Genomic DNA, 25351 nt, shown 5'->3' on the forward strand with positions numbered 1-25351 from the left:
TAAAGTATGGCAGAAAAAGAATTAATTTTAATTAGTCATGGTAAAATGGCAGAGGGCGTAAAAGCCAGTGCCGAATTAATTATGGGTAAGCAAGAACATGTGCACACAGTTTGCTTGCTTCCATCTGAAGGCCCAGATGATTTTAAGTCAAAATTTGAAGAGCAGATTTCAGGAATGAATATTGAAGACATCACTGTTTTTGCCGATTTAATGGGTGGAACCCCAGCTAATGTTGTTAGTCGCATGATTATGGGTGGTCAAAAGATTCACTTAATCTCGGGAATGAATTTACCACTTGTAATCGAGTGGCTTAACAGTCAAATGAGCGGTGCAGAATCAGATTTTGTGACTGCTGGTAAAGCAGGAATTGTCGATGTTAACGAAATGTTGTCTAGTATGAAAAAGTAATTTATGTAAATGAATAACGTCTAGTTTTGAAAAAGACTAGGCGTTATTTTTTGTTTATATTAAAGATCAGAATGAAGGTGAATTAATATATTGACAATGACGTTACCGTATCTCCAAAATTAGTTTCTTTTACGGTTGGTTCAACTGGATCTTTAACTTTATCCTTTGAAGTAATTAGTACCAATACTGTCGGATCTTTACCTGCATCAGTAATTTGTTTTATATCCATTTTTCCAATTAATTGACCACGCTCAACTTTATCTTTTTCCTTTACTAAAATGTCAAAAGGCTTCCCCTTAAGCTCAACAGTGTCAATACCCAGATGAAGCAAAATATCCAGTCCATTATCTGATTTTAAACAGATGGCATGTTTAGTTTTAAAAATTGAACTAATCGTACCGTTTACTGGTGAATAAATTTTTCCATTAGAAGGTATAATAGCAAACCCGTCCCCTAAGATTTTTTGAGCAACCATATCATCATTTACTTGATTTAAGGGAATTACTTTACCCGAAACAGGTGCTGAAAAGTTTTCAACAGCCTTAATAGGTCTAGAAATTGAGTTTTCTTTTTTTACAATGATTTTTGTATCATTTTTAAACAAAACATTTTGATCTCTGTTTTTGTCTGCCTTAAGCAAGATCGTTGTAATTATAAAGCTTGAAATGATACCAGTTAACCAGGTTATTATCCCACAGGTAAAGTTTAAAGTGGGGTTCTTACCTACAAAGTAAGAAATTAAAGAGATAAAACCGGGAGCCATTAATGCACCTTGTTTTATATGTAATATTCCACCTACTAGTCCTCCAATAGCACCGCCTGATATTGCTCCAATTAATGCACGACGATAAGGTAAAAGAAAGCCGAATATAGACGGTTCAGTTATTCCCATCAAACCAGTAAAGCCTGCAGAAAATCCTTCTCCCTTGGTAATTTTTTTCTTACTAAAAACAGCGATAGCAATTGCCGCAGCTCCCATAGCAGCGTTACTTGGTAATGCTGCCGGATAAATAAGTGTGTCATAGCCCAATTCAGAAACATTATTCATTGCTATAGGTACAAATCCCTTATCAATGCCAAACATTACTAAAATAGGATTTAACGCACTATATAGCGTGAAAGCAAGCCAGTTTGCTTTTGCACTCAGCCAATTAAAACAGCCTGCAATAGCAAAACTAATATTATTGCTGATAGGTCCAATAATAACAAGTGTCAAAGGAGCTGCAATTAATATTGAAAGTAAGGGAGTAAAAAAGTAAGTAATTTCTTTTGGCATAACTTTATCGAATAACTTATATATTAAAGCTAATAAAATCACACCTAAAATAGAGGTAAGCAACGTTCCATTATATTGCATTTTTGGTAAATGAATACCTAAAAAACTCAAACCGGATACATTGTTAATATCACTAAAAGTTAAGATTGCACCTAAAAATGCTCCCATGGCTGCAGGAATTTTCATTTTTATTGCACTTTGGAATCCTACAAAAATAGGTATATAGTAGAACCCTGCTGAAGCTATGCTAGTCAGGACTATAGCTGTACCGCTTTTGGGATTCATGCCGAAAAATGTTTTACACATATTTAATATTGCTAATAAAAATCCTGCTGCTACAATAACGGGCATGATAGGTAAAACAATACCGCTGATGAAGTCAAGTACTTTAGATAAAGCATTTTTAAAAGTTAATTTTTCAGATTTATCCTGTTTTAAATTTACTTTTTCATTTAAGTGCAGTTCTGGTACTAATTTGCTGTAATACTCGTTAACCTTTGTTCCTATGAAACTTTGAATTTCTTGACCTTTTATAACAACCCCCTTAATTCCGTCAACTTTCTTTAATTTTTCTTGATCAACAAGATTTGGATTGTTTACTACAATCCTTAACCTAGTTGCACAATGATATATGTCAGAAATATTATCTTTACCGCCAACTGAATTTAAAATATCAGTAGCAATATTTTTGAAATTTTCTTTAACCATTTTTTAATGCCCCGCTAAAATATTGGTCAATAAAGTCTCTGTACCAGTAATAACTTTTTTTAGGTGTTAAGGCTAAATTATTTTTAAAGTCAACTCGAATGAGTCCATACCGCTTGTCGTATCCATTAATCCAACTATATAAGTCCATAGCCGACCAATGATAATATCCATGTACCTTAACACCTTCGCTTTTGGCTTTTAAAAGATAGTGCAGAAACTTGGATGTCAATTCAATCCTTTTATCATCTTTAACAAATCCCTTTGAGTCTGCTGTTTCATAGCCACCATGTCCATTTTCAGTAATCAAAATAAGATTAGGATTATAACTTTGTTGTATTTCTTTGAGAGCCGTATACATAACTCTTGGTAGTTCTTCACGCCCCCATTTATTTCTTTTTACGTTTGGGTCAAAGGAGGTTTCAAAGACATTTTTTATTCGTATTCCCTCAGTAATCTTGCTTTTGCAACCTTTATTGTTGTGGAAAACTTTTGTTTCTTTATCTGTTCCATCGGTTAAATATTGACGATTATATAGATTTAATCCTAAATAGTCTCCTTTACCTTCAGCAAAAATTTTCTGATCGATTTCTTTTTTATACAACATACAGTTAAAGTCATTAATGACTTTTTCAGTTTCTTCTGGCATTTTTCCCAATAATGCAGGACAAAGTATTTGCCTATTATAAAAGAAGTCACCAAATAAATGAACTTTTTTGATATTCTTAGTTGTAGGATCGATTTCAACGTTACCGTTGTCATGTACAATACCAATAATGCCATCAATTTTTAAATCATGGAAAATCCTAACTGCCTTAGCACTTGCCAACATTAGATTATATTGATATTGAAAATACGACTGGAAATCTAATTTCCTATTAGGTGGATAATTACCAACAATATTGACGCAGTAACTATAGTATCTGGGTTCATTAATTGTGCACCAAATCTTCACTCGGTCTCCAAAATTTTTAAAACAAACTTCGGCATAACTGGCGAAGTAATCAGTTAATTTTCTGTTAAGCCATCCACCTTGAATAGCTAATTCATAAGGCAAATCGTAATGAAACAAAGAAACATTTGGTTCTAACCCCTTTTCAATACAGTAATTGATTACACGGTTATAGAACTCTATACCTTCCTGATTAACTTCACCTACACCATTTGGAATAATTCGATCCCAAGCAATTGAAAATCTAAAGGTGTTTTGATGGTCAGCAGCGAGTAAATCAATGTATTCTTTATATTTATGAAAAAAATCGGCTGACACATCTCCATTAACATGATTAATATTTAAATTACTCTTATGATTAAAGTAATCCCATTCACCAAGTCCTTTCTTCTCTTGATCCCAGGCTCCCTCGCACTGATAAGCTGCGGTTCCAGAGCCCCACAAAAAGTCTTTGTCTTTAAAAACCTCTGAAAACTTTCTCATTAATTCTCCTCCATTAGTTTTTATAAATTTGATAGCGCTATCTACATTGCTATATTAGCAACAAAAAAAAGAGCAAGTGGTTCAAATTTTGAACCACTTGCTCTTGTACTAAGGGTCAGGTTTAATGATATGAATTAACATAACGTAGAAAAATCTGGTCAAACAAATATGTAATACCATATTTGCCATAAATGCCCAGATAATCTTCTGAAAAGCTTTTTTGACTAATATAGAACACATCATTATATGAACTTGCTAATTTTTTATTACGATTACCAGTGATAATCATTTTATCTCCGGGAAGTTCATTTATGAGATCGTTTATCACCTCAGCATATTTTCCAGAGGTTGAAACCGTAAATAATAATGAATTTGGTTTTAAAGATTTAAGGTATTTACTAGTCCTGTATTTATGGTCAAGCACAACAATTATTTTATTTGCGTATATCATTTCTTGTTGAAATTTTACTAACGTACTACTTGTATTGTTAGCACATAACAAAATAACCTCATTATGATTATGAATTTTATCAACGATTTGATTGAGTTCAGTTACACCAAAAACAGAGTTAATATCATCGAGCATATTTTTAATTAAATTTGTTAGTTTAACATTATTTGTTTGATAGTCCTCTTTTGTTCTATGTCTAATATCACTGGGGAAGATAATCTTAGAAAAAGAGGTTTTTAGATTCTCTAAACTTGAATATCCTAATTTCTCACAAAATCTTCTGACCGCAGAACGGGAAACATATGCATTATCCATAATTTCGTTAACAGTAATCTGGTCCAAGTGGGAAATGTTTTTTACTAAATATGATGCTATTGCATGATTATTACTATCATAATGAGAATTAATTAGTTCTGTTAATGAATTTAATATTCCTAAGTTATTTGCATTGATCATTCTATTTTCACCTTGCTAAAATCCGCTCTCTACCATTTTAAACTTAGTATAAAAAATATTACAAATAGTGATATGGCTAAAATAACGTCTAGTTTTGAAAAAGACTAGGCGTTATTTTTTGTTTATATTAAATCTAAAACAGTATTTGGATTGTCTCTAATGGTGCTAGAGCTTCATCAATAAAAGCAATGTCATTTTCAACACGAATCTGAACTTGAGTTTTCCTGACAGTATTATTGACCTTTCTAATAATTGTAGCTTCATTACTCTTTAATGGTTCTCCTAAGTGCCATTTTAGTTGTTGATAGTCGTCTAGAGTAAAGTTGGCTAGCCAAACTTTTTGACCATTGTTTTCAACTAACAGTTTAACATTAGGCATATCTACTAAATAGTCTACTGGTTTGATACTATCAAGCATTTGCTGCAACAAGCCTTGTTTATAGGTAGTAAATTGCGATTCCCAACCATAGCGCAAGTCTTGATCCATCGGGAGGACAACAATATGCTGGTCGATAACAGCCATAACGTTACCCAATTTTTCATCAACTGCGTTATAGGCAAATGACCACACTTTTACAGAACTTTGCGGTTGATAATCAATTTTCAAATAGTTTCCGGTTTGCTGCAACATAGTAATTCGCGGGCTTTTAACACCATCAACTGTCTGTCCATCTGCCTGTTCAAAAACCTGATAATTTGAACGAACGGGGTGCCACTCGGCTTTTTCAATATGCAGTAAATTACCTAATTTTCGGTCTAATAAAACTTGGACACTTTCACCATCAAGCAATACAAAATTGTTTTTAACTAATTCAGTGACTTGTGCATTTGTTAAGTTGCGTAAAAGTTGGCCAGAAATAGCAACTACTTCATTTTTCAATGAAGTTTTTTTACTAATAGGCAGAATTGTTGTAGCAAAACCAAAGGCTCCCAAAAGACTGGCCCAATTCTTTTCGTGAGGTAACAGCTCCTCGACATTCTTACCAGTTTTAGTTTGCAAATAGTAACTAGAGTCTTGATCAACTAAAACTCTAATGCCACGCAGATGGTCTATCGGCAGACGATTTTCTAATAGTTGGTTAACAAACGGTTTAATTTGAGCGAGCATTTCTGCATAGTGCCAACTATCATTGATACCGTTGCCCATCATGTCAAATAAATTAAGCAGAATTCCCTGACTTCCGATTAGGGCAGAAGTAATAATTTGAAATGCGGTAAATGAAGTTGATTTAACTAAGGGTGAGTACATATAGCTTTCTAATTCAGGGTATAGCTCGGCATCTTCTCCTAAAAATGCAGCGGTAATGCGGGTATATTCTTCGAAATACCTGCCATATTGTAATGGAGCAACTTCATTATAAGCAGGTAAATGAGGCCGAGCCACCTTGGGATGTCCTTTTCCAGCCTGGGCCTTAAATAAATTGTCCCAATCACGACCTTCAAGAGCATGCCAATTAGGATAGGAAGTCATTTGTGCCAGATCTGTCTCAGGACTAACCTTGTGAACAGCCTGCTCAATTATATGCTCAGTTTCAATCATCTCTTGACGAGCCTGATCAAGGTAAACTTGTCTTTCTTTAGTAGGTTTCCCCGGTTGCAACATCTTTTTAACAAATTCTGCGCGTGTTTCCTTTTTACCTAATTTCTCATTATAAAGTTGCATGTGATATTCACAAAAACACATTAATTTAAGTGGTGAATGGTTGTAATGACGAAAATCATCTTCCAGCCATAACCTGCGGGGATGGATACTGGCATATTGTGCGTATGTATTTGCTAAATATTTGCGCCATGTTGGATCCGCTGGACAAGCCATATCCTTGGCTTTATTACCATCAAGATCAACAAAAGTATTAAAGCCAATTTCAGGATTAACTTGGTAGCCTCGATCTGAATGCATAATGGTTGTCCAAGGATTTAAACTAGTTGTTACGCCTATCTCAGATAACTTTTTTTGTAACGGCTTAATTGCATCTAACCATACTTGAGTCTCAGCTTTAGTTAAGTGGCTATGGTTTAGTTCTTCACCATTTATAAAAAAAGCGACATCATCAATTTTGCCTTTTTTAACAAATTCAATTAGTTTTTCGTCTTTAGTTGGAGTGTTTGCTCTGGGATCAAGCATGTATCTTAAAGTGTAAATAAAAGTCATATTGTAGTTGCTCCTGTGTAAAAATCATTATTCATTTTGTCTTAATTTTAGCATAATATGTTACTGCTTATCCTGAGATTTAGGAAGAAAAGCAAATAAGTGGTTGGACAATAATTTCGTTATTAGCTATTTATCCTTTCGCAAATTTAGCATATAATCAGCTTTATCAAATATTTTAAGAAAGATTAATGTTCTTCTAATATGAAGGAGGAGAGAACAATTAATAAAGCAACTAACTCAAATCAAAAAACAGAAACTAGTAATTTAGAATTGCAACATATCACTGAAGTAACTAGACAAACTGGTTATTTTGAGATTCATTATGCACATGGACTAACTGGCCGTCTCTATATACTAGATTCAAAAACATTCGGGTTATATATTGATCCCAGCCAGAAATTTCAAGAACCAGAACAATCTGAAAAAGGATTGCATGCGCAAATTTTCTTGACAGATATATATAGTGCCCAAGGAATGAACGATGCCAGTCTCCATGTAACCAAAAACGGCTGGCAAATTGATACGGGTGCAATTGCAATCAATTTAGTTAAAAATGACGCTACAATGAGCGTTACTAAAAACGGTAAGGCGGTATTAAAAGAGGCACGGTCAATTAAACTGACAAATTCAGCAACTGTTCAAACTTTAGTTGATCATAATTGTAACTACTTTGGTGGAGGTACCCAAAACGGTCGTTTCACCCTGGCAGGAGAAAAAATCGAAATTGTTAATACTAATAACTGGGTTGATCAAGGTGTAGCTTCACCTAATCCTTTTTACTGGTCAACTGCCGGTTATGGTGTAATTCGCAATACTTTTAAGCCCGGACATTATGACTTTAATAGCACTTTGAACAACGAGATTACGACAACTCATGAAGAAAATCGTTTTGATGCCGTTTATTTCTTTGCCGACTCTGCATATAACTTAATTAATGCATATCATAAACTAACTGGTAGGCCCGCTCTAACGCCAGTTTTCGGTTTTTATGAAGCTCATCTAAATGCATATAACCGTGATTATTGGGTTGAGGTTAAACCTGATGAAAAGGGGGCGATTAAATATCCTGATGGCAAGTATTATCGTGAATATCAGCCCAAAGATTTACCGGCAGAATTAAAACCAAAGTCAATCAGGGAAACGCTTAACGGTGAACATGGCGGGGTTTCATATCAGTTTAGTGCCCGTGCCATGCTCGAACAATATCTGCAAAATGATATGCCTATAGGCTGGTTCTTGCCTAATGATGGTTATGGAGCTGGATATGGTCAAACTGATTCATTAGCAGGTAACCTCAAGAATTTAGCTGAGTTTGTTAAATATGCTAATAGTAAAGGTGTGCAAGTAGGACTTTGGACCCAGCAAAATCTTGCCCCAGTAGATCCTGCCAATCCTAAACCCGATGACCGTGATTTTGAAAAAGAACTGGTTGCCGGTGTCACTGCACTTAAAACTGATGAGGCCTGGGTTGGCCATGGTTATTCGTTCGGCTTAAATGCCACTCAAAGTACTGCCAAGATGATTGCCAAAATCAAAGGTGACCAACTGCGACCATTTATTATTACTGTTGATGGCTGGGCAGGAACTCAAAATACCAGTACGGTTTGGACTGGAGACGAAGTAGGTGGTGAGTGGGAATATATCCGCTTCCAAATACCAACTTATATCGGCGAAGGACTTTCAGGGCAGCCTAACGTTGCGTCAGACATGGACGGCATTTTTGGAGGTCAAAAGCCAATTATTAACACTAGAGATTATCAGTGGAAAGCTTTCACCCCAATTCAATTAAATATGGATGGCTGGGGCAAGAATCCTAAAAACCCATTTGTATTTGGTGGTATTACAAATAAACTTAACCGTGCATACCTCAAACAAAAGTCAATGATGATGCCATATATTTATAGCATCGCAGCGCAAGCAACCTTTACCAGTAAACCTATGGTGCGTGCAATGTTCTTGGAATATCCTGATGTGCCTCAATTTTATACTAATTTGGTCAGATACCAGTATTTGTGGGGAGAGAACTTCTTGGTTGCTCCGATTTACCAAGACACTGCCAGTGATGAAGTGGGTAACGATATCAGAAACGAAATATATTTACCAGATAAAAATCAAGTCTGGATTGATTATTTTACTGGTCAAGAATATCGTGGCGGTCAAGTAATTAATAACTTTGATGCACCATTATGGAAATTGCCTGTATTTGTTAAAGCAGGAGCAATAGTTCCTGTAGCACCAGCGACGAATACACCTAAGGAATACCTTGATCTGAAAAAACAACGCCAATTTATAGTTTATCCAAGTGGAAACAGTAGCTTTTCAGTTTATGAAGATGATGGCTTTTCAGCTAAGTACCAGCAGGGTGATTATGCTCAAACCAAAGTAAGCAGTCATTTGTTGGGTTCTGATCTGACTATTCAAATTGCTAAAACTAAAGGTACATATACTAGTTTTGATCCGGAAAAAACAACGGAAATTGATATCAGAACCAAAAAAGCACCAAAGGCTGTCAAAACTGTGGTTGGCAATCAAGAAATTAGTTTGAATGAAGTAAATAGTATAGCTGAATTTCAAAATCAAGAAAATTGCTATTTCTTTGATCAAAATTACTTGGTTAACCCATACTTAAAAGAATTTAGCACCAATTTAAAGCAAACATTTTTGAGAATAAAACTAGGTCAGACCAATACTAGCCAAAACGAAATAACTGTTAAAATTGCTGGCATCGATACAAGTGCGACACCAGTTAACAGTTTGCCAGCAGAAGATGATTCTTTGACAGCTCCGACTAATTTGGTACAAGATGATGAAAAAACTACTGCAGATTCCATCACGGTATCATGGCAACCTGTAGCTGATTGCGATAGTTATCAACTTAAAATTGACAATCTCTTGTATACCAATATTAAAAAGGCAAGCTTTACCCTCAGCAACCTAAGGTCTGAAACAGCTCATACTTTTAAAGTCAGAGCGATTAAGAACTTAAAGGCATCTTCTTGGGGAGCAAGAATTAGCTGCCAAACTAAGAAAGCGGACAAAAAAGAGCAAAAATAGCCTTAAATAAGAATGGTAAAGTTTTTCCGATGTAATGATAGTTGTGAAAAAGTTTACTAAAACTCTTGCTTTTCTTTAAAAGGCAACTTTATCAGTATATAATAATAGTTGTGCGATTAAAGAAAATGTTAAAGGAGATATATAATGAAAACAATTTCTGCAGCAGTTGCCAAACATATGGCAAACTTGTCAACAACTGATGGTATAATCAGTGCTTTGGCAATCGATCAACGTGGCTCTTTGAAAAAGATGTTAGCAGAGGCTGCTAATAAACCTGCTGATGAAACAACTATTGTTGATTTTAAAAAAGCAGTTTCCAGTGAGTTAACTCCTTACGCTTCATCAATTTTGACTGACCCGGAATACGGTTTGCCGGCAACTAAAGTTAGAGACAAAAATTGTGGATTATTACTTTCTTATGAAAAAACCGGCTATGATACCACCAAACCTGGCAGAATGCCTGACTTAATTGCTAATCAGTCTGGATTAAGGATTAAAAATGAAGGCGGAGATGCCATTAAGTTTTTGGTTTACTATGATCCTGATGAAGGTCAAGAAATTAATGATAAAAAACAAGCTTTCGTTGAGAGAGTTGGTGCAGAAGCAAAAGCGAACGAATTACCATTCTTTTTGGAAGTTCTGACTTATGATGCCAATATTGCTGATGCTAAGAGTGAAGAATTTGCGAAAGTTAAAGCTGATAAGGTCTTGAAGACAATGAAAGAATTTTCAAAGCCTGAATATGATGTAACTGTACTTAAAGTGGAAATTCCATTTAATATCAAGTTTGTTGAAGGCTTTAATGGGGACAACAACGTTGTTTACACTCAAGAAGAAGCTAAGGATCTGCTTAAAAAGCAGTCTGATATAACTGATTTGCCTTATATTTTCTTATCTGCTGGTGTAACCAGTGAAGAATTTATTGCTGAAATTAAAATGGCTGAAGAAGCCGGTGCTGACTTCAACGGCGTTCTTTGCGGCCGTGCTACTTGGAAACCAGCTATCAAGCCATTTGCTGCTGAAAGTGAAACAGCCGGTAGAAAGTGGCTATCAACTCACGGCAGAGAAAATATTGAAAACTTAAATGAGGCACTTAAAGGTGCCAAGTCTTGGCGTGATAAGTTAGAAGTTGCTGACTAATTTTACCAGCTTTGATAATTGGAAGTTAAAAAAGCTTTCTATACTTTAATTAGTATAGAAGGCTTTTTATTTGCTCTTGTAAAAATCAGTTCTAACTGAATAAGCATCACTAAAAATACGCGTCATTATTTGTAATGGCAAGCGTGATCTGACCTCGTACTCGGGAAAATAATTAGTTTTAGATTTGTAACCGATAAAGGATAGAGTGGAAAAGGGCAAAATACTACCAGATGAATTAGTAGTGAATGTCAAGATAGGCACTTCGTTTTTATTTAATGCTTTAGCTGCAGTGACCAATTCCTCAGTTTCACCGTTCAAAGTGATAAAAATTGCTAATGAATCTTTCTTGATCTTACAGGCAATCGTCTTAATAATATTTGGGTCAGAATGAAATTCACAGTATTTTCCGGTTAATTGTAATTTAACCATCATTTCGTGAGCAATTGATTCAGATAGTCCGCGAGCAAAGATAAAAATGATTTTAGCTTGTTTAGTGAGCGAAATACTGTCTTCGATTGTGCTGTAACTTAGGTTATGCAGTGTATTGTTCATTTCAATTTCGTTTTTAGTAATCACGCTTTTAATTTTATCGTCAGCATCATTTAACACACTAAAGGTAGAATTTGAATTGCTTTTTAGTTTCAAAGCTTCACGGTAAGAAGTGTAACCACTGTAACCCATTTTTTGCATAGTGCGCACAATTGTCGCAGTCGAGACATTTGCAAATTGACTTAGTTTTACTATCGACATATTAGCAATCTTTTGGGGATTATTTTCTACGATATTCCAGAGATGTAATTCTGCTGAAGAAAGTTCTTTATTTGGCATTTAAGCACTCCTTTTGTAAATATTTTCCTACAAATTATAGTAAACGCTATCAATTTGGAAAAACGTTACACTTTTTAACTTCTATAATAATGCAAAAGGCAAAAAAAAGGGGAGAAATCTGTGATTTATACAATAACGTTGAATCCAGCGATTGATTTGGTAATTGTAACCCAAAAGCTGGAACCAAAGGTAGTTAATAGAACTGAAAAATTTGAATTGCAACCTAATGGTAAAGGGGTCAATGTTTCGTTCGTTTTAAAGAAATTAGGCATTGATAGTGTAGCTACTGGTATTGGTGGCGGCTTTACATTAGATTATGTCATTTCAGGTTTAAAGGAAAAGGGGATTCAAACCAATTTCTTGAAGGTAAAAGATCCAACCAGAGTTAATGTTTTTACGGATGTTTTAGATGAAAAAACAGAGTACAAACAAGTTAACCCGGGTCCAGAAGTCAGCTTGGAAAAACAAAACCAATTTTTGGATTATCTTGAAAGCACGCTAACTAAGGATGATATGGTAGTTGTTTCCGGAAGTTTTTCTCGGGGAATTAAACCTCACTATTTAGTACAACTGGCTCAATTAGTTCAAAAACAGGGGGCAAAATTCGTAGTTGACAGTAGTTACCTTGAAGTAATCGATACTTTAAAATATCAACCGTTTTTACTTAAACCCAATGACGCAGAACTGGCAGCTTTTTTTAATTATGAGGGTGAAATGACAGACGAGAAAACAGTCGCTTTTGCTCAAAAGCTAGTTAAACTGGGTTGCCAAAATGTGTTGGTTTCTTTAGGTGCTAATGGAGCAGCTTTTATTAATGAACGGCATATCCTGTTTGCCAATGCTCCTAAAATACAAGTGGTTAATTCAGCTTGTGCAGGGGATACAATGCTTGGTACCTTCATTGCCTTTTTGGAAAAGAAAAAACCTATTAGTGAGGCTCTCAAAATAGCTGTAGCTGCAGGAAGCGATACGGCTAGTCGCACTGGACTGACAGATTTTTCTTTAGATAATTTATTACCACAAATTTCAGTAACAGAAAGGATGAATTAAAGTGGCTAAATATGATTTAGTTGGTGCAACTGGTTGTGCAACTGGCGTTGCCCATACGTTTATGGCAGAAGAAGCGCTGGAAAAAGCTGCAGAAAAGCTTGGCTATACCATCAAAATTGAAACACACGGTCAAACTGGTATCGAAAATAATTTAACAAGTGCAGAAATTGCAGATGCGCAAGCCGTAATTGTTGCCTCAGATATTGATGTTGGACTGGATCGTTTTGCAGGCAAACGCCTAGTTGTAGTTCCAGTTGCAAGAGGTGTCAAAGAACCAGATGATTTAATTAAGAAAGCATTAGCAGCTCCTATTTATAAAGAAGGACAAACAGCTAAAGGTGCAAATACTGATAATGTTGGGAATCAAAAACTGGGTAATAAGATTTATACATCTTTAATGAATGGTGTATCTCATATGTTGCCATTTGTTGTTGCCGGTGGGGTTTTGATAGCTATCTCATTTTTCTGGGGAATTGATTCGGCTAATCCTAAAAGCAGTGAATATAACCAATTTGCTGCGATGCTAAATACAGTCGGCAGTACTACTATGAACCTAATGGCTCCAGTTTTAGGAGCTTATATTGCTGAAGCTTTGGCGCAACGGACGGGTTTTGTAGTCGGCTTGGCTGCCGGTTTTATCACCTTCAACGGTGGCGGTGGCTTTTTAGGAGCCATCGTTGGCGGTTATCTGGCAGCAATTGTTGTTTTAGGACTGCAGAAACTGTTCCAGCCATTGCCTGATGATAAGTTTAGAGGATTGAAGTCAATCTTTCTTTTACCAGTTATTGGAGTATTAATTACAGGATCAATTATGTACCTGTTAAATACCCCAATTAAAGCATTGAACGTTGGTTTAATGTCTTGGCTTAGAGGTTTTGAAAATACTAATCCTGCATTGTTAGGAATTATTGTGGGCATAATGTGTGCAGCAGACTTTGGTGGTCCTATTAATAAGGCTGCCTATGTTACAGGTACGGTATTACTGGCTCAAGGAAACTACTACTTTATGGCAGGAGTTTCTGCTGCTTGTATTGCTCCACCGCTTGCAACAGGCTTTGCAGTATTAATGAATCCCAAAGCATATTCTAAAAGTGAAAAAGCAGCAGGTTATGTCAACTTTTTACTGGGATCTACTCACATTACCGAAGGTGCAATTCCATTTGCCGCTAAACACCCGTTATGGAATATCCCAGCTTTTATGATTGGTTCTTCAGTTGCGTCAGTTTTAACTTATATAACCAAGATTAGTGTGCCTGCTCCTCATGGTGGCTTTATTGTTTTACCATTAGTTAATAAACCATTCTTGTGGGTATTGTGGATTCTGATTGGATCGGCTATTTCCGGTGCATTGTTAGCTCTAATCGCCGGCAGATTTGCTAAAAAAGATGCTTTAGCAACTGCAACTGACTCTGCAATTGCACTTAGTGTTGACGACACATCTGACCAGCAAGCAGAAAGCAAAGAAGAAACTTTTGATCCAAGTGATATTCTTGATTTACAAAATATTAAAGTTGGTGTTGATGTTGCGAGTCGTGAAGATGCACTAAAGTATTTAGCAGATTTTGCCGTCAAAAACAACTTGGCTAATGACAGCGAAACTGTTTACAATAGTTACGTTAAGCGTGAAAAAGAGGGCTCTACGGGGATGACGGACGGTTTTGCCATTCCCCACGCCCAGTCAGCAGCAATTACCAAGTCTTCAATGATCGTTTTAAAACTCAAACAACCGATTGATTGGCAATCATTGGATGGCAAAAAGATTGATACGGTCATTTCTTTTCTGATACCACAAGTCGATAGTAATGCTCATCTGCAATACTTATCCAATACTGCCAAGCTTTTGACTCACGCAGACTTTATTGCAAAGTTAAAAGCAGCCAATACGCCTGCAGAAATTCAAAATTTGTTTAAAAATAATTAATATATAAAAAACAGAAGGCTAAATGAAGTGAGGTCCGCAAGTTTTATAACTTACGAACCTCATTTCGTTTGCATTTTTAAATTTTATAATCGGATCTATTCATATTAATTTAAGGGTAACTACTATTCTAAAAGTACAAAAAAGAAAGCATATTAATGCTTCCTGGTTTAAACAATTAGTCTTCAACCTTTTTTGCTTCATTTAATGCCTTCATAATTGAAGGATTTTTTGAATGGCAATCTTCAAGCATTTGCAAATCTTTTTCGTCAAGTGTGACTTCAAACCTACTCATTCTGTAATTTCCTTTCTACCAAATTTTAAATTAACTATATCACTTTTATAGCATAAATATGCAAAGCTGGCCAATGTTTTTCATTTGTGTTGCAAAAAAAGCTTTCATTTGGCTAAAGTTGCACTATACAAACGCATGTTCTTGCTAGTAGCAATTAACCGTATAACCTTGTTCTAATAAGATTTTGTCAAATTAAATAACAGTTAACGTTGTGTTACAACTGTGACATTTTTACTAAATTAGGTAATTAATTCTTAAAAGTTGAGTGATATTCTTGTTATGATTCTGCAATTTTTAGGTAGTAGTATATGTAACATCAAATTGAATAATAATTTATTATGCTCAATTTGAAAAACATATTATGGATTTTTATTTAAGGAGAGAATTTTTTTGAAGGTAAAATCTATCTTAGTTAAATCAGCAGCAGTAGCAGCGTTATCTGCTTCCGGAGTTGCAGTTATGAGCAGCGTTAAAGCAAATGATGTTCAAGCAGCCACAGTAGAAAATGATGCAGCAGTTGTAACTGTTAACTATGTTGATGGCAATTCAATTCGCGTATGGAACAGTTACAAACATCCTGAAGCTACTGGGCAAATTTTACCAAGTAATTCTTCTTGGAAAGTCATTAAAACTGCTTACGACAAAAAGGGTCACAAGTGGTATGACTTAGGCAAGAACCAATGGGTTAAGGCCAAATACGTTAATAAAGGCTATCATCCAGCAAATGAATCCCAAAACACTGCAGCTGCAACTGGCAGTCAAACAGAAGACAGTACGGTTTCTAATGCTGGCAATGTAGAAACTACGAATTATACTAATAATACTGCAGCTACAAATATTAATTACACAACTGCTTCATCTGATTCAGAGGCTGGAGCAAAGGCGTGGATTGCCAGTCGTGAATCTGGTGGCTCATACAGTGCACAAAATGGTCAATATATTGGTAAATATCAGCTTTCTGCTGCATACCTTAATGGAGACTATTCAGCTGCTAACCAAGAGCGTGTTGCTAACAACTATGTTACTAATCGCTACGGCTCATGGGCAGCTGCTAAACAATTCTGGCAAGCTAATGGCTGGTACTAATTAGTTAGTCAGTTTAAAAACAGAATATTTAAAAAAGTAAGCAGACACTGGTTGAAAAAACTAGCGCCTGCTTTTTTATTTTAAAAATTAATGATTAACCGCGTATGTAAATTTATCACTGCGAATAATTTCTTGCATAATATGTAGGGGATGGTTGTGATCATCATAGACTAGATCCTTAATTCGCATTAATGGTGTTTTTTTGTCAACATTAAGCAAAAAAATTCTTCCCTGTTTGCAAACGCAATTTTAAAAGTTTTCTTACCCTTACCAGTAGCTGTTTAATAATAACATTGTAGATACAGGGAAGCAGTCCGTCATTTCTGACAGGCATGAATTTCATGTGTAAGACATAAAAGAGATTAATTTTAAGAAAGTTTGCAGCTTAATATTTAATTCAAAGTTTTGTAGTTGGTCAATACTTTTATTAATAAATGTAGACTAATTTGCAAAAATTATTTTAAATATTGGTATGACTGGTATCCTAACTTTACTGAGAACTGATATTATTTAAAATAAGCTAAAAATATTACAAAATGTTTCTTAATTGAAAAAATAATTTAATTGGCAATCTCTCATAATAAGTTTAGAATTAAATTTGTACCACAAAGAGCCAATTTAGAATAACTCTCGAGGAAGAATATGAAGAAAAGCAAATTTGCTATTGCCGTAGTTAATATTATTTTTTTAATCACTATTCCAGGAATAACTATAGGCGAAGCTGAACAAGTAACGGCAGCCACTATCAAGGGCTATGTTAAAGTAAAAAAGAAGAAAAAAGTTCGCTTGTATAAAATTTCCGGAAAACATTCTAATTTTTATGCAGAATCTAAATACAAGTATCCATATAGTGCCAAGAAAAAAATTGGTAAGAAAAAAAGAACGGCCTATAAAATTGGTAACAATTCACATTGGATTTTAGCTAAAGATGTTAAAGTAGTTAAAAAGAGCACCAAAAGAGTATATACCCAGGCAAGAATGAAATTACCGAAGGGTTACACTAAAACTGAGTTGCTACTCGCTTATCAGGGTAAACCCAGCAAGAATTTTATTAATGCTTCAATGCAAGGGATGAAAACTAATGATTTTAGTCGTCTCAAAGTATCTGAAAGTAAAGCTGATGATGCAACTCAGGTTGACCTAAATCAGCTTACACCTAAGCAAATTGGAGATTTAACTGCTTTTTCTCTTCGTCTTATTAATGAGGCGAGGAACGATTTGAATTTAGCTCCCTGGGTTGAAAGTAATGGAACTAAAAAATTAGCAGCCGATATTGCTTTGGAATATAGCAAAAATAATAAAACGATTAAAGACAGTCACTATGTTCCTGGAATTGTTCGTGCTTGTCATGCTAATGGACTTAACCTTGACGATAATTTTGTTGAAGATATGGCCGGCTTTTATAATATTAGCCCCACAATGTCTATGACGGAATTAAAGAAAAGTGTTTATTTTGGTTTAAAACAAATGATTTTTGGCTACGTTGGCAGCGGTGAAGAAGAGAGATCTGACCGAAGTTATTATCAAGAATGGGAACATGCTGGGGACTTGTTTAACATCCAAGGCTCGCTTCATGATGGTGATTATAATTATTATGGATTTAGTATTTCGCATAATGATAATATTTGTTCCATGCATTTTATTAGCGTTCCTACGTATGTAGTTAAAAGTAAAAAGTATAATAATGGTTTTCAGCCATAAAAAAGCAGCCTATTTGAAAGGCTGCTTTTTATAGTATAATTAACTTTAAAATAAAATATTGAAAGTAATGAGGAAAACAAAATGTTGATTTATATTCGCTTGGCAGAAAAACAAGATTTAGACCAAATTATGGAAATTATTGCTGAAGCAAAAAAATTGCTGAAAGAAGACGGCAATCCTCAGTGGCAAAATGGCTCTCCTAACCGTAAAATGCTTGCAGAAGACATTGCTTTAAAGCGCACATATTGCCTTGTAGCTAATAAAGAAATTGCCGGTGTTGCTGTTTTACTAACTACACCTGATCCTAATTATGCTGAAATAGATGGTGCTTGGAAAAATAATGACGAACAATATGCCACTATTCATAGAATAGCAATTAGCACAGAATTTCGTGGACAGCACCTGAGTCAATTTATGATGTCAAACTTGATATCGCGTGGGTTGATGCTCGGCATTCATAATTTCCGTATTGATACACATGGGGTCAATAAGCGCATGCAGGGTTTGATTAAAAGTTTAGGCTTTGAGTTTCGGGGAGTTGTTCAGGTTGATCAAACTGAAAATGGCGCTAGAAATGCCTATGAGCTTAATTTATAGCAAGAAAAAAGCTGTTTTCTCTTGACTTGCAGGGCACAATTTCCTATACTATTAAATGTTGAGCAAACAAGTAAAAGCTCAAATGGTATTGGGTTATAGCCAAGTGGTAAGGCACTAGTTTTTGGTACTAGTATGCGCTGGTTCGAATCCAGCTAACCCAATTGTTCTTACGAACACCCAACCCGAAAAGAGACAGTTCTGTAATAGGAGCTGTTTATTTTTTTGCAGGAAAATTATACCAAAAATATTTTTGCTTTTTTGGTATTTTACTATTTAAAAATTAGGGAAAAGGGTTTATTATATCCTCTATGTTTGGTTTGTAATGTTTTCTTTTTTTATGAGGTTTAACCAACACAAAAATATGAATAATGGCAAAAATAAAACAATAGTATTTGGTCATAGAGGATATCCCGTCAAGTTTGCAGAAAATTCAATGGAAGGCTTCCGCAATGCTGTTCAAAATGGGGCAGAGGGGATTGAATTTGACGTTCATTTAACTAAAGACGGCATACCAGTAGTAATGCACGATGAAAAAGTTGACCGGACAACTGATGGCACCGGATATATTAAGGACTTTACTCTTAATAAATTAAGGCGACTGCACTTATCAAATGGTGAGTCGGTTCCTACGCTGCAAGAATTATTTGAACTACTGGAAAATAAAAATATTCAAATAAACTTGGAATTTAAAACTGGAGTAATTCATTATCGTGGTATCGAAAATACTGTGTTAAGCCTGGCTCAGCTTTATCATTTCGTTTATCCCATTATCTACTCATCTTTTGATTATGTTACCTTAAAGAACTGCCAGGAAATTGATCCGAACCAGATTTATTGTTACCTGACTGATGAAGAAGTAGTTAATTCAGCTAAATTGGTTAAAGATAACCACTTTGCTGGCATTCACCCAGGCAAGCTATTATCGGGAGAGGAAGCAGTTACAGAGCGTATTTGGACAGTTGATGACCCACAAATTGCTAAACAATATTTTCAAAAACATGTTGCAGGCATTTTTACTAATAACTATCCCATGATGATTAAGTTGCGTGATCAAATTCAAGGATAAGCTGCCCTAAATAAAAATTATCGAAGTTGAAACACCTTTAACTGATACAGTCTAAAGGTGTTTTTATATATAAAATTAATTAATAATTAGAAAAATATTGTAGAAAAATAATTTTATTAAAGGTATAATCTATATAATTAAAAAGAAAGTTTGGTGAAAAATATGGTAGATTTAATTAAATATGTACGAAAAGGGCTAGCTGAAGCTCCCTCTAATCCGATTTTGAAATTTTCAGATTATGCCAGCAAAATCCCTGATGTCGTTAAGTTTACTTTAGGTGAGCCGGATTTTAATACACCGGATCATATTAAAGAGGCAGCTAAAAGAGGAGTTGATGAAAACCACTCCCACTATGCACCTTCAAACGGGACTATCGGATTGCGCAAGGCAGCCAGTGAATTTTTGAGTAAAAAATATGGTCAAAATTATGATCCAGAAACTGAAGTTTTGGTTACAAATGGTGTAACTGAATCTATTTTTGATTCGGTTTTAGCTACTTTGAACCCTGGCGATGTTATGGTTGTGCCAACTCCATTGTTTCCACTTTATATGACTGACGAGGGCGTCATTAATGAAGGCGTTGAAATTGTTAAGGTAAATACAGCAGGCGACGGCTTTAAGCTGACACCAGAAAAATTGCAAAAGGTAATTGACAAGTATGGCGACCGGGTACGGATGTTGGTTATGAATTATCCTACCAATCCAACTGGGGTAATGTATAGTCAAGACGAATTGGATGCTTTAGCGGATGTTATTCGTGATAAGCCAATTTTCGCATTGTGTGACGAAATTTATAGTGAATTGAACTATGATCAACCACATGCCTCAATGGAAAAATCATTGCATGACCAAGTTATTTTAATGAACGGCGTTTCCAAGTCATGGGCCATGACCGGTTACCGAATTGGTATTGTTTGTGCTCCTAAAAATATTTTGCAACAAATTGCAAAAGTTCACCAAGCAATAGTTACTACTGAGCCAACACCTATGCAAGATGCGGCCGAAGAAGCCTTTAAAAACGGTATGGATGATGCGCTACCAATGAAAAAAGAGTTTCAAAAACGGCGCGATGCTTTGTATTCCGGCCTAACCAAAATAGGTTTTGAGTGTGCTAAACCCCAAGGCGCATTCTACATTTTTGCTAAAATACCTGATGGTTTTGAACAAGATGATAATAAATTTATTTATGAGTTAGTTGACAAGGCAAGAGTTGCTGTTACAGCAGGTTCTAGTTTTAGTGAAGGCGGAGAAGGTTATATCAGATTTTCTTACGCTGTTTCAATGGATCAAATTGAAGAGGGGCTAAAGCGCCTGGAAAAATTCGTTAAAGAGAATAAGAAGTAATTTTTAAGCAAATTTTGCTTGCAATCACGTACGTTTTTCGGTATTATAATTAACGTGCGTGACGGAGGAGTAGCGAAGTGGCTAAACGCGGCGGTCTGTAAAACCGCTCTCTCTGAGTTCGGCGGTTCGAATCCACCCTCCTCCATTATCACTGGGTTATAGCCAAGCGGTAAGGCACTAGTTTTTGGTACTAGTATGCGCTGGTTCGAATCCAGCTAACCCAATAAAAAAGGCGACTCGTTAGAGTCGTCTTTTTGCGTCAGTTTAAGCTATGTTATTAACTTTAATATACTTATTTTTAGCAATTACGTAGTAAAGCTTCTTTTTAATTTTGATCGGATTGCCATAAACCCGAACTGATTTGCCTTTCTTTACCAGCAATTTGCGGATTCTTTTGCCTTTTTTGTTATAAACGAATGAATTATGCTTAATTTTTGCTTTTTTGCCCTCAATGTCTTGGGAGTTTGCAAAAATATTTTTACCAAGCTTATAAAACTTTTGGTTATTAATAGTTTGTGTACCGAATGTTTCAATAGTCAAACCTGGTTCAAGCACAAAGCCTTTAATAGGACTGCCATTTTGATCATAAACTTGGACTGAACATAGAACTTTACGAGGTAATTTAACAGTATCAGAATCACTATCACTATCTTCTGCTTGAGTGTTTACTGTATTAGATTTAATAGTTGAATCTTTTGCAGGTTTTTGAATATTTGAACTTTCGGTTGAAACTGAGTTTGTGAAACCGCTTGATTCACTATCATAATTGCTGCTATTATTTTTATCTGCTGGAACATGTATATCATTAACTGAATCATCTAAGTCAACTGAGCCAACATTCCAGGTAATTGGTTGGCTAACATATGTTTCTGCCGGACAATCTTTATCTTCTTTGTCATACAAATTAGCCAAATCGGTGACAGAAAGAATTTTTCCTGCAGGTTTAGCAGCACTACCGTTGCCTACTGCAATAACTTTAGGCATTTTAAAGTTGGTAAATGCTGTCGGTTTTAGTCTATGTTTGCCTAGACTAAGTATAAAGCCATCGGAATTATTTCCCAAACCATCAAGCATGTTAGTCATTTCAAATATGTTTCCTGTATCCCAGCGGCTTAAGTTTAATTGCTTCAACTTTGAGTCTTTGAACATATAACTCATGTTAGTAACGTTATAAGTTTGCCAGCTGGTAATATCTGCTAGTTCTGTAGCTGCAATACCATTAAACATATAACTCATATTTTTAACGTTACCGGTTTTCCAGTTGGCTAAATTTAAGGTTGTTAAAGCTTCATCACCTTCAAACATATGACTGAAATCAAAAACACTATCTGTTCTGAAACTATTTAAATCGATGCTGGTCAGTTCAGTATCGTTTTTAAACATACTGTTCATATCTCGATTAGAAATAGTATCCCAAGAAGTCAAGTCAAGTTCCTTTAAGCTAGTGTCGTTTTCGAACAAGCTACTTAAATCACTGGCATCACTGGCATCTACATTGTTGAGATTAATAAAACCAACTAAATTTGGTAAGTTAGCAAATTTACTAGTTGAATTATGTGCTAGTCGAACTTTCAACTTACCGCCATAGTCAGCAGTTCCGATCTGGAAAGCAATATACTGAATCTCATTTGGATTGATGACTTTTCCCTGATCGCTTTGTTGGGTCTTTACCAACTGGCTGATTGGTGTAGAGGATAAAGTTCCTCCCGTTATTGTAAGTGTTTTAGTCTCTTCACTAAAAGACCACGCACATTCATTATCTTTACCTTGAATAGTATTATTATTATTTTGTGAAATAATATTACTGTTATTTTTTAATACTGGATTTTTTGTAGTAGCAGAATTTTTTATTAAAGCTGAGGTTGAATCAGCCTGAGCATAAATAGGTTTATTGCAAGTTCCCAATGCAGTTCCTATCAATGTAGTTGCAATTAGACTATAAGAAAAAAATCTAGTTTTGTTATTTTTAAAATAACAACAGCTGTTATTTTTTCGCTTTCTATTATTTTTACTTAGCATACCAAAAGCCTCTTGTGTAATTTATACATTTACCTTTACTTTAAGGTTATACAGCATTAGTTTTTGGCGGTCAAACTTTTTAGCTGACCAAATATTTGTCTGACGTTATCTTAAATTTGCTAAAAATCCATTCCTATGTACGATAAATTAATAACTATTAAATTTAAAAAATATAAAAAGTGTTATTTATAAAAAATCGTATATATTTGGTGTAAATTAGTATTATTAAAATGATTTTATATAATTAACATATATTTGAATATAATAAAAATCCAATTACTAAAAATATAAATCGAGTAAGTTTTTGCCTTTTTAATAATCGTTGTTATTTAAAATGCACTTTTTTTATGATTTGTTATAAATTTCTTTATAGTGTAGTAAATTCAGTTGCTAAAGTTTGCCTATTTTCGGGTCATTAATAGTAAAATAGAGGAGCTAACTTTGATTAAGAAGGGAAATATATGTCAAGACTTGTGCGAGTTGGTGCCGGAGGTAAAGAAATTAGCTGGCATAATGCCTTAAATGATTTGCGTGCTGATGATGTACTGCTTTTGGAACCAGGATTTTATGAAATACCTGCGGGAATTTTTTTATCTGATATCACTATTAAAGGAACTGGCAATCTTCCTGAAGACACAACAATACTTGGTTACCTGAATGTAGATGCCGGCAGTCAATTTGTTAATTTAGAAAATTTGTGTGTTAATACTGTAAATGATGCCAACAGCTTGTTTATACCTGCTGAAGCTAATACTTTTTTGTCGTTACGCAACTGTATTGTCAAAGGTTTTGGTGGTGATACTGCTACAATAGCTGCTAACGGTAAAGTGACACTGGAGTTATTTTCGACTGTAATTATGAATGGTTCTGTTTCTTTATTTGCTGATTCCAATTTTCGCTTGGAAATGAATGATTCGACTATCAAGAATGTTGTTCAAGATATTGGAGCTTTGGCACTGGAAGGGCATGGCACTGCTATTATCAATAACTCTCGTATCCATGGCAGTATTGATACTTTTAAAAAATCAAATGTTGAATTAGATATAAATAACACTGTTGTTTACTCACTTCTTATTCAGGGACAGGCTTGGTTGAACATGCTTAACAGCAAGCTTTTATCACAAGAGGATACTGGAATGTTTATAACCGATGAGACCTGGATTAATATCATTGGCAGTGAGTTTAAGGGTGGCTTTTACTGCGAGAAAAACCCACATATAATAATCCAGAACAGCAGAATAAACCGTTTAATTGCCACAGGTAAAGCGAAGATTACACTTAACAATTCTGTTATTGTCAATCATGCTGATTTTCAGAATGAGGTTGAGTGCAATTCAAGACGTGTAACGTTCAATGGTGGCAATGAGTATGAGTATTTCTTAGCTCTAAGCGATCAGGCTCAATTTGAAGGACATGATCTTATCTTTAATTCTAATGGTGCAAATCTGGCGGTGGAAAATCAGGCACATTTGCATGCCAGCGTGATTGCTACAAGTGATGATTCGATAACAGTAGAATGTGGGCAAAATGCTGAATTTCGTTTATGGGGTATGAAGTGGACCACTAAAAAGAATTAGGTTGCTAATTTATAATTTGTAACGTATCATACAGAGTAGACCAATTTGAATTATAATAAGATGTGTAATGGGGGTGCATTCATGGAAGAACCAATGTACATCAAAATTCACAATCAAATAAAACGTGAAATAGAAAAGCATAATTACAAAGTTGGCAGTAAAATTCCAGCTGAAAGGCAGCTAGCCCAAAAGTTTGGTGTTTCTCGGATGACGTTGCGACAAGCAATTAAAACTTTGGAAGATGAAGGCATTTTAGAACAGCGTGTTGGTAGCGGAACATATGTAGCTAACCAAAAAGTGCAGGAAAAAATGTCGGGAATTATGTCTTTTACCGATATTACACATGCTAATGGCCAAACGCCTTCAAGTAAGTTGATTTCTTATCGTTTTGGTAAGCCTTCCTTATCGGAAATGGAGCGGCTGAATTTAGATGATATGCAGGAAGTTTTGCGTATGGAGCGTATCCGTTATGCAGATGACGTTCCAATTTGCTATGAAGTCGTATCTATTCCGCATAGTTTGATTTTAAATATGTCAAAAGCCGATATTTCTTCACATTTATATCAAACTTTAGAAAAAAATGGTTATACAATAGGACGTGTAACTGAATATATTTCTGCAGCTGTAGCAAACGAAAATGCAGCTAGATTGCTTGATGCAAAAAAAGGTGAAGCATTAATTACTCGTTTGCAAGTAACAGAGCTTTCTAATGGCATACCCTTTGAGTATACTAGGGCTAGCTATGTTGCAGACCGTTTTGAATTTACTTTTGCAAAATAAAAACTCTGAATTA

Annotated in this window: 19 protein-coding genes and 3 tRNA genes; 15 read left to right on the plus strand and 7 right to left on the minus strand. The window is 35.1% G+C overall.

What is annotated here, in order from left to right:
- Nucleotides 1-6: 6 nt before the first annotated feature.
- Nucleotides 7-408, plus strand: a complete 402-nt coding sequence (locus JF76_RS02145; protein WP_045927627.1) for a PTS sugar transporter subunit IIA — start codon at nt 7-9, stop codon at nt 406-408.
- A gap of 82 nt (nt 409-490) precedes the next feature.
- Here JF76_RS02145 and JF76_RS02150 read toward each other — a convergent pair whose 3' ends face one another.
- From JF76_RS02150 to JF76_RS02165, 4 genes are all read right to left on the minus strand, one after another.
- Nucleotides 491-2392 (minus strand): glucose PTS transporter subunit IIA, encoded by a 1902-nt coding sequence (locus JF76_RS02150; protein ID WP_045927628.1) that lies wholly within the window; start codon nt 2390-2392, stop codon nt 491-493.
- Nucleotides 2385-3824 carry a glycoside hydrolase family 1 protein gene (locus JF76_RS02155; RefSeq protein WP_045927629.1) on the minus strand — a complete coding sequence of 480 codons (1440 nt, stop codon included), beginning with the start codon at nt 3822-3824 and terminating at the stop codon, nt 2385-2387. The genes JF76_RS02150 and JF76_RS02155 overlap by 8 nt, the downstream gene beginning before the upstream one ends.
- A gap of 121 nt (nt 3825-3945) precedes the next feature.
- Nucleotides 3946-4731 (minus strand): MurR/RpiR family transcriptional regulator, encoded by a 786-nt coding sequence (locus JF76_RS02160; protein ID WP_052697050.1) that lies wholly within the window; start codon nt 4729-4731, stop codon nt 3946-3948.
- Nucleotides 4732-4864: 133 nt separating this feature from the next.
- Nucleotides 4865-6883: a hypothetical protein gene (locus JF76_RS02165; protein ID WP_045927630.1), complete on the minus strand. Its 2019-nt coding sequence runs from the start codon at nt 6881-6883 to the stop codon at nt 4865-4867.
- Nucleotides 6884-7084: 201 nt separating this feature from the next.
- Between JF76_RS02165 and JF76_RS02170 the strand changes: the two genes are divergently transcribed.
- Together JF76_RS02170 and JF76_RS02175 are read left to right on the plus strand one after the other, a co-directional pair.
- Entirely contained in the window at nt 7085-9937 is a 2853-nt protein-coding gene (locus JF76_RS02170; RefSeq protein ID WP_052697051.1) for a TIM-barrel domain-containing protein, read from the plus strand.
- A 144-nt stretch (nt 9938-10081) separates the two neighbouring features.
- On the plus strand, nt 10082-11077 hold the full coding sequence (locus JF76_RS02175) for a tagatose 1,6-diphosphate aldolase (RefSeq protein ID WP_045927631.1): 996 nt from the start codon (nt 10082-10084) through the stop codon (nt 11075-11077).
- Between the two features lie 66 nt (nt 11078-11143).
- Here the strand turns inward: JF76_RS02175 and JF76_RS02180 are convergent, their stop codons facing one another.
- Nucleotides 11144-11905, minus strand: a complete 762-nt coding sequence (locus tag JF76_RS02180) for a MurR/RpiR family transcriptional regulator (RefSeq protein ID WP_045927632.1) — start codon at nt 11903-11905, stop codon at nt 11144-11146.
- Between the two features lie 120 nt (nt 11906-12025).
- On the opposite strand from JF76_RS02180, the gene pfkB reads away from it, so the two are divergent.
- The 3 genes from pfkB (at nt 12026) to apf (ending at nt 16254) form a co-directional block, all read left to right on the plus strand.
- Nucleotides 12026-12955, plus strand: coding sequence for a 1-phosphofructokinase (gene pfkB, locus JF76_RS02185; protein WP_045927633.1), 930 nt, complete (start codon nt 12026-12028; stop codon nt 12953-12955).
- A 1-nt stretch (nt 12956) separates the two neighbouring features.
- Entirely contained in the window at nt 12957-14876 is a 1920-nt protein-coding gene (locus JF76_RS02190; protein ID WP_045927634.1) for a fructose-specific PTS transporter subunit EIIC, read from the plus strand.
- Nucleotides 14877-15558: 682 nt separating this feature from the next.
- Nucleotides 15559-16254: an aggregation-promoting factor gene (apf, locus tag JF76_RS02195; RefSeq protein WP_045927635.1), complete on the plus strand. Its 696-nt coding sequence runs from the start codon at nt 15559-15561 to the stop codon at nt 16252-16254.
- A gap of 87 nt (nt 16255-16341) precedes the next feature.
- Here the strand turns inward: apf and JF76_RS10485 are convergent, their stop codons facing one another.
- Nucleotides 16342-16473, minus strand: coding sequence for a UTRA domain-containing protein (locus tag JF76_RS10485; RefSeq protein WP_167594933.1), 132 nt, complete (start codon nt 16471-16473; stop codon nt 16342-16344).
- Between the two features lie 423 nt (nt 16474-16896).
- On the opposite strand from JF76_RS10485, the gene JF76_RS02200 reads away from it, so the two are divergent.
- The 7 genes from JF76_RS02200 to JF76_RS02230 all read left to right on the plus strand — a co-directional run bounded on the left by JF76_RS02200 (nt 16897) and on the right by JF76_RS02230 (nt 21186).
- A complete protein-coding gene (locus tag JF76_RS02200) occupies nt 16897-17955 on the plus strand; it encodes an SEC10/PgrA surface exclusion domain-containing protein (RefSeq protein ID WP_045927636.1) in 1059 nt (352 codons plus the stop codon).
- 81 nt (nt 17956-18036) lie between these two features.
- Entirely contained in the window at nt 18037-18552 is a 516-nt protein-coding gene (locus tag JF76_RS02205) for a GNAT family N-acetyltransferase (RefSeq protein ID WP_045927637.1), read from the plus strand.
- Between the two features lie 89 nt (nt 18553-18641).
- A tRNA-Gln gene (locus JF76_RS02210) sits at nt 18642-18713 on the plus strand.
- A gap of 176 nt (nt 18714-18889) precedes the next feature.
- Entirely contained in the window at nt 18890-19618 is a 729-nt protein-coding gene (locus JF76_RS02215; RefSeq protein WP_045928906.1) for a glycerophosphodiester phosphodiesterase family protein, read from the plus strand.
- 162 nt (nt 19619-19780) lie between these two features.
- Nucleotides 19781-20962: an aminotransferase class I/II-fold pyridoxal phosphate-dependent enzyme gene (locus JF76_RS02220; protein WP_045927638.1), complete on the plus strand. Its 1182-nt coding sequence runs from the start codon at nt 19781-19783 to the stop codon at nt 20960-20962.
- A 63-nt stretch (nt 20963-21025) separates the two neighbouring features.
- A tRNA-Tyr gene (locus JF76_RS02225) sits at nt 21026-21107 on the plus strand.
- Nucleotides 21108-21114: 7 nt separating this feature from the next.
- A tRNA-Gln gene (locus tag JF76_RS02230) sits at nt 21115-21186 on the plus strand.
- Between the two features lie 40 nt (nt 21187-21226).
- On the opposite strand, the gene JF76_RS02235 is transcribed toward JF76_RS02230, so the two are convergent.
- Nucleotides 21227-22981, minus strand: coding sequence for a BspA family leucine-rich repeat surface protein (locus JF76_RS02235; RefSeq protein WP_045927639.1), 1755 nt, complete (start codon nt 22979-22981; stop codon nt 21227-21229).
- A gap of 461 nt (nt 22982-23442) precedes the next feature.
- Here JF76_RS02235 and JF76_RS02240 point away from each other — a divergent pair, with 461 nt between their 5' ends.
- Nucleotides 23443-24558 (plus strand): hypothetical protein, encoded by a 1116-nt coding sequence (locus JF76_RS02240; protein WP_045927640.1) that lies wholly within the window; start codon nt 23443-23445, stop codon nt 24556-24558.
- A gap of 81 nt (nt 24559-24639) precedes the next feature.
- Nucleotides 24640-25338 carry a GntR family transcriptional regulator gene (locus JF76_RS02245; RefSeq protein WP_045927641.1) on the plus strand — a complete coding sequence of 233 codons (699 nt, stop codon included), beginning with the start codon at nt 24640-24642 and terminating at the stop codon, nt 25336-25338.
- Nucleotides 25339-25351: the final 13 nt, after the last annotated feature.

The organism is Lactobacillus kullabergensis (genome assembly GCF_000967195.1).
GTDB lineage: Bacteria > Bacillota > Bacilli > Lactobacillales > Lactobacillaceae > Lactobacillus > Lactobacillus kullabergensis.